This is a genomic window from Clostridium sp., from assembly GCF_051650885.1.
Taxonomy (GTDB): domain Bacteria; phylum Bacillota; class Clostridia; order Clostridiales; family Clostridiaceae; genus Clostridium.
Genome location: NZ_JBOFRG010000057.1, coordinates 1 through 5,905 on the forward strand (window position 1 = coordinate 1; position 5,905 = coordinate 5,905).

6 protein-coding genes are annotated in these 5,905 nt (G+C 26.5%); all 6 read right to left on the bottom strand.

From position 1 onward, the window contains the following. Positions 1-1,574 (bottom strand): efflux RND transporter permease subunit (locus ACRC28_RS03015; protein ID WP_438541978.1); only part of this gene is annotated, 1,574 nt, incomplete at its 3' end. A gap of 1 nt (position 1,575) precedes the next feature. Further along, on the bottom strand, positions 1,576-2,895 hold the full coding sequence (locus ACRC28_RS03020) for an HlyD family efflux transporter periplasmic adaptor subunit (protein ID WP_438541979.1): 1,320 nt from the start codon (positions 2,893-2,895) through the stop codon (positions 1,576-1,578). Between the two features lie 107 nt (positions 2,896-3,002). Further along, positions 3,003-4,004 (bottom strand): glycosyltransferase, encoded by a 1,002-nt coding sequence (locus tag ACRC28_RS03025; protein WP_438541980.1) that lies wholly within the window; start codon positions 4,002-4,004, stop codon positions 3,003-3,005. Between the two features lie 169 nt (positions 4,005-4,173). Next, positions 4,174-4,662, bottom strand: a complete 489-nt coding sequence (locus tag ACRC28_RS03030) for a GNAT family N-acetyltransferase (protein ID WP_438541981.1) — start codon at positions 4,660-4,662, stop codon at positions 4,174-4,176. A 19-nt stretch (positions 4,663-4,681) separates the two neighbouring features. Next, positions 4,682-5,314: an NUDIX hydrolase N-terminal domain-containing protein gene (locus ACRC28_RS03035; protein WP_438541982.1), complete on the bottom strand. Its 633-nt coding sequence runs from the start codon at positions 5,312-5,314 to the stop codon at positions 4,682-4,684. 15 nt (positions 5,315-5,329) lie between these two features. Then, on the bottom strand, positions 5,330-5,830 hold the full coding sequence (locus ACRC28_RS03040; protein WP_438541983.1) for an AAA family ATPase: 501 nt from the start codon (positions 5,828-5,830) through the stop codon (positions 5,330-5,332). Positions 5,831-5,905 lie beyond the last annotated feature (75 nt).

The following is a 5,905-nucleotide window of genomic DNA, read 5'->3' on the forward strand; positions in this document are numbered from 1 at the left end:
AAAGAAATTATTACTTTCTTTTTATTTTTTAAACTGTATTCTAAAACTTTAACATATTTTATTTTAAGCTTTTCCACAACTTTATTCTTTTTATCTAAATTAGTATTTTTTAATAATTTACTACATAAAACTGGTACTAATGTAAATGATACTATTAATGATGATACTAAAGAAAATGTTACTGTAAGTGCCATTTCTTTAAATATATCTGCAGCCATTCCTTCAACAAAAACTATAGGTAAAAATACACAGATTGATGTTAGTGTAGATGCCATTATAGCTTGTGCAACTTCCTTTGTTCCAAGACTTGCAGCCTCTTTATTAGAATAACCAAGTTTTTTATATCTATAAATACTTTCTATAACTACTATTGAGTTATCTACAAGCATTCCCACTCCAAGTGCTATTCCTCCAAGGGAAATCATATTAAGAGTTAATCCACCAAAGTACACTAATACAAATGTCCAAACTATTGATATCGGTATTGAAATCCCCATAATTATAGTTGTTCTAACATCTTTTAAAAATAGAAGTAATACTATTACTGCAAGTATAGCTCCAACAACTGCATTTTTCTTTACTGCATCTACCATAAATTCTATTACTTCACCTTGGTCCATAATTTTTATTACTTCTAAATTATTATTTTCCTTTTTAAGTTCATCTAACTTCTTTTTCACTCTTTCTGTAACTTCTACAGTGTTTGCCGTACTTTCTTTTTGAATAGTTAGTATAAGAGCATCATTTCCATTTATCTTTGCAAAATCTTTTCCCTTTTCATTTTCATATTCAATAGTACTTATATCAGATAACTTTTTAATTTCTCCTGTATTTGTTTTTAAGCTTATATTTGAAAAATCATTTAAAGAAGTTATTTCACTACTTGTTCTTACTAAAACTTCATAATCTCCCTCAATAATATTTCCTATAGGATAATTTATGTCTACACTTTTTATAGAACTTAATAGTGTTTGCATATTTAATCCATATGAAGTTAACTTATCTCCATCCACTTTTATTTTTATAGTTTTATTGTATGCTCCTGAAAGATTAGCTGAAGCAACTCCATCTATACTCTGAATCTCTTTTTTCACTACATTTTCAGTAAAATCACTAACCCTTTCACTTTGCTCATTTTTCAAACTAATTCCAAAGTTCATAATAGGCATCATAGATGGATCCATTTTTATAATCATAGAATTCATTGTGTCTTTAGGTAAAATCCCTTTTATCATATCTACTTTTTCTCTTATCTCTAACGATGCAAAATCCATATCTGTTCCATCTTCAAACTGAACCATTATCATTGAATTTCCTTCTTTAGATATAGATTTTATACTTTTCACGTTACTTGCGGTTGCAATAACTTCTTCTAAATTCTTAGTTACATTTTCTTCTATTTCACTTGGTGCTGCTCCCATTAAATTTGTATTTACCATAAGCATTGGCATATTCATACTAGGTAACATATCTAGATTTAATCTTGTATAAGATACCGCTCCAAATATAAGTACTGCAATTATTGCCATAAATATTGTTACTGGTCTTTTTATACTAAACTCCCATATCTTCATCTTATAAATCCTCCTCTACAATATTCACAGCTTGTCCTTCCTCTATATACTCTTTTCCTCTTATAACAACTTTATCATTCTCTTCTAATCCTTCAATAACCTTAACACTATGATTACTTTCTTCACTTATTTTAATTTCTTTTTTTATAATTTTTCCTTCTTCAACCACATAAACAAAATTTTTTTCTTCTTCTCTAATTAAAGCGTTTTTGCTTATCATATTCTTTTCTTTTTTCTCAGTATTTTTTATAAAACAATTTGCAAATGCTTGAACATCATAATCCTTATTATTTGAAATTTTAACTGTTACTGTATATTGCCCTGTTCTAAGGTCTTTTTTTCTACTGATGCTACTTATATAACCTTTTTCCTTTATCATTTTTTTATCTTTTTCAATTTCCATAGTAACTTCTTCATTTTCTTTAAATTTTTTGACTTCATCCTCATCTACTCCAAATTTAAAGTTCAGCTCACTTTTATTACCAATAGAAACACTTGGCATCATTTTATTTTCTACCTTTTCATTTAAATAACAATTTAAACTTAAAACTACTCCATCTATTGGTGCTTTTAATATATAGTTTTCTTTCATTGTACTCATTTGCTCATAAATCTTTTTTGTTGATTCCAAGCTAAGTTTTCCTAAATTCAGTTTCTCTACTCCTTCAATTCCTTTTTCTAAAGAAGTCTTTTCTAATTCTTTTACATCTATCTCTTTATCTAAAACCTTAAGTCTTAAATTATTTTCATTTAATAACTTATCTTTTTCATCTTTTAAAATTTTATATTCTTCTTCTGATATCTCATTATTTTTAAATTTTTCTTCAATAGTTTTTAATTCATTTTCTAGCTCTGTTATTTTCAGCTCTATAGATTGTTTTTCACCTTTTAATTTTTCTATTTCTTCTTCTATTCCATCTATATTACTTTTTAAACCTTCTAATTTCTTTTTATTTTCATTTGATTTTTTTAGTGCATCTTCATAATCTTTTTTTGCTTTTTCTACACTTCCATCAATCTTAGATGAATCAAATTTTACTAATACATCGCCTTTTTTTACCAAATCCCCTTCTTTAACTCCTACATATGTAACTTTTTCATCTACCATAGAAATTAAATTTTCTTCTCTACCATAAGAAAGCCGTCCTGAATACTTCATTCTATCTCTAACCTTTTCTTCACCTACAGTTTGAACCATAACACTTGTTAATGTTTCACTACTAGCCTCTACTTCTCTATCTATATTTTTATTTATAATAAAACTTCCTACACCTATAATTAAAGCTAGACTCATTAACTTTAATATTTTATTTTTTCTCAATTTAGTCCCTCCATTGTTCATTTTTTGTTGTTTTTATTTACTTTTTGTTAATATTATAGCATTAAAAAAGGAATTCATCCTAAATTTTAGATAAATTCCTTTTCATCTTACATATTTACAGTATCTGCAATTTCACTTATGTTTTTATAAAACCCCTCTAAACATATAGCATTTTCAAACTCACTTGATGGATATTTTATTAGTTTTTCCTTTTTCATATATTCTTCAATACTTTCTTTTGCATCATGAAAATGTGCCATTTGAACTTCACAAAGACACTTTAAAAAATATAAATCTTTAAAATCATTAAATTCTAAAAGATTTTCCTTTATAAAATCTAACTCTTCAGAGAACATTTCTAATTTATGCATAGCTTTTGCTTTATTTAAAACTAGCTTGCATTTATCTATATTTCTATGTTCTTCTAATTCGAAAGCTTTATCATATTTTTCTAAAGCCATATCATAATCTTCCATTCTTCCATATTCATTCCCTAAGTCAAAATAATATTTCCCATCTTTTTTATCACCATCAATTAAAGAGAATATTTTTAAGTTTCTGTTTATTTTTCTATTCAAATCTACCTTTTCTTTGTCACTTCCATAATGTTTAATTTTAATACTTGAATATTTTATCCTTTCTTCACTATAATTTTTCTTTATACTTTCTTCTACTGTTTCATATATCCTACCTTCAAATTTAATGTTTTCATCTCTTCTAAAAAGTCTTATTATATTATCTTCGCTTCTTCTAACATCATCTAAGTAACTTCCTATCCTTAAGTTAATAGCAACTTCATTAGACACTTCATCTAATATATCTAAAACTTTTTTACTATCTTCTAAAACTTCATCACAATCTAAAAAAAGAATCCAATCTTTAGTTGCTTTTTGAATACATTTATTTCTTAAATTAGCAAAGTCATAATAAAATTCCTCATTATAAACTTTAGCTCCATACTCTTTTGCAATTTCTATTGTTCTATCTTTTGAACCTGTGTCTAAGACAATTATCTCTGAAGCTATGTCCTTTGCACTTTCTATACACTCTCTTATTAAATTTTCTTCATTTTTACTTATTATACAAAGGCTTATCTCTTTATTTTTCATAAACTCCCCCTAAGCATTTAATTTTATTTATTCTATAGATATGCAAGAAAAGTCTAACTTATACAACATATTAATAATTTTTATTCTGTAAACCTCTCTCTTTTATTATTTCTAATTAAATATTCAAAATTTAAAGAGACCATCTATTTTTAGATAATCTCTTCCATAATTAATTTAATATTTTCTTTTCACGTCTATATCCCTCGTAAACACCATCAATACATTCTCCAACATTTCTATATCCTATGTTTTCATAATAATTATTTAACTTTAAATTAGTCTTTTGAGAATCTAATCTAATAAAATCTACTTTAATTTCTCTTCCATACTCTTCTGCAAACTTTAGCATCTCTACTCCAAGACCTTTAAACGTCTCATCTACAGCTAAATGATGTACATATAAAGCCTTATCATTTACTTTTTTCCATCTCTCATCTTCCTTAAATAATGCCATCACACCAACTACAGTTTCCGCTTCTACTGCTACAAACATTATTTTTTCATTTATTTTTTCATCAAAATAAATGTTAGGATATCTTTCTAAATAGCCTGTTTTATTCCATTGGTATAAATCCTTCTCATCCATCCACTTCATTCTTCTTTTTATTAATTCTACAATTTTATCTCTATCCTCTAATGTTGCTAATCTTATTTCCATTTTATACCCCCTTTAAAATCTAATCAAAAATTGTTTCCCAAATCTTTGAATTTTTTGCCTCAAAGCACATTTTTATTTGTTCTTTAGTATTTTTCTCATTAGCTAACTCTTTTGGTAAATTCTCTAATGAAAAATATTTGCTTTCTATAGTTTCTATATTCTCTTTAAATTCTCCACTAATTTTTCTACATTGAACAAATACCTTACAAACACCATAAGGATAAATTGGCTTGTTATGCTTATTTCTATCTTGAATTGCAATTATTCTTTCTGCTTGAACTAAAATCCCCGCTTCTTCCTGAACTTCCTTAACAGTATTTGACTCTATTGATTCTAATACATCCACCCAACCTCCTGGCATAGACCAAGCTCCATTATTTTCTTTTACAAGTAATATTTCATCATCTTTAAATATTGCTGCTCTTGTATCTAATTTAGGTGTTTGATACCCCTTTTCATTACAAAATAATTCCTTTACTTTTCCTACTGGAATCTCTGTTTTATAAGAAATCATCTCTGCACTTATCTCTCTAATTCTTTCATACCTTTCTATATCATAAACATCTTTTCCATAAGCTAAGCCAGCTTGTGCAATACTCTGAATCTCCATTGCCCACTGTAACCAAGGCTCTCTTAATAGTTTGTTATTCATAATAGCACTTCCCTTCTATATAATTATTTCCATAATTTTATCTAAAATTTCTACAATTCCTCTATTAGTTGTATCCACTTTAAATGTATCCATTTTTTCATAACCCTTAAATCTATTCAGGCTTCTTTCTATATTTCCTTCATCCCTTAATTCAGATTCAATATCTTTTTTTATTCTTTTTATCAATTCCTCTTTACTACACATTAATGTTATTTTATATATCTTCAAGTTTTCTTTTTCTATTCTTTTTAAAACTTCTTTCATTATTTCATCATTATATATCACCCAATTAAAAATAATATATTCTGAATGACTATTTTTTATAAAACTATTTAATACAAACCCTATATTTTCTAACACCATTTTTTTGTTTTCTTCATCAACAACAAATGGATTCATCTTCCAAACATTATCCCCATCTAACCAAAAGGAATTTTTTAATCTTTTATTTAAAGCCTTACTAACAGTTGTTTTTCCTACTCCCATAACACCATTAATTATTATTAATTTTTTCATTACCATACTCCTCTTGTTTACCTAACAACTTGTCTTCACCCATTATTTTACTTTTAGTAATATTATATCCTATCC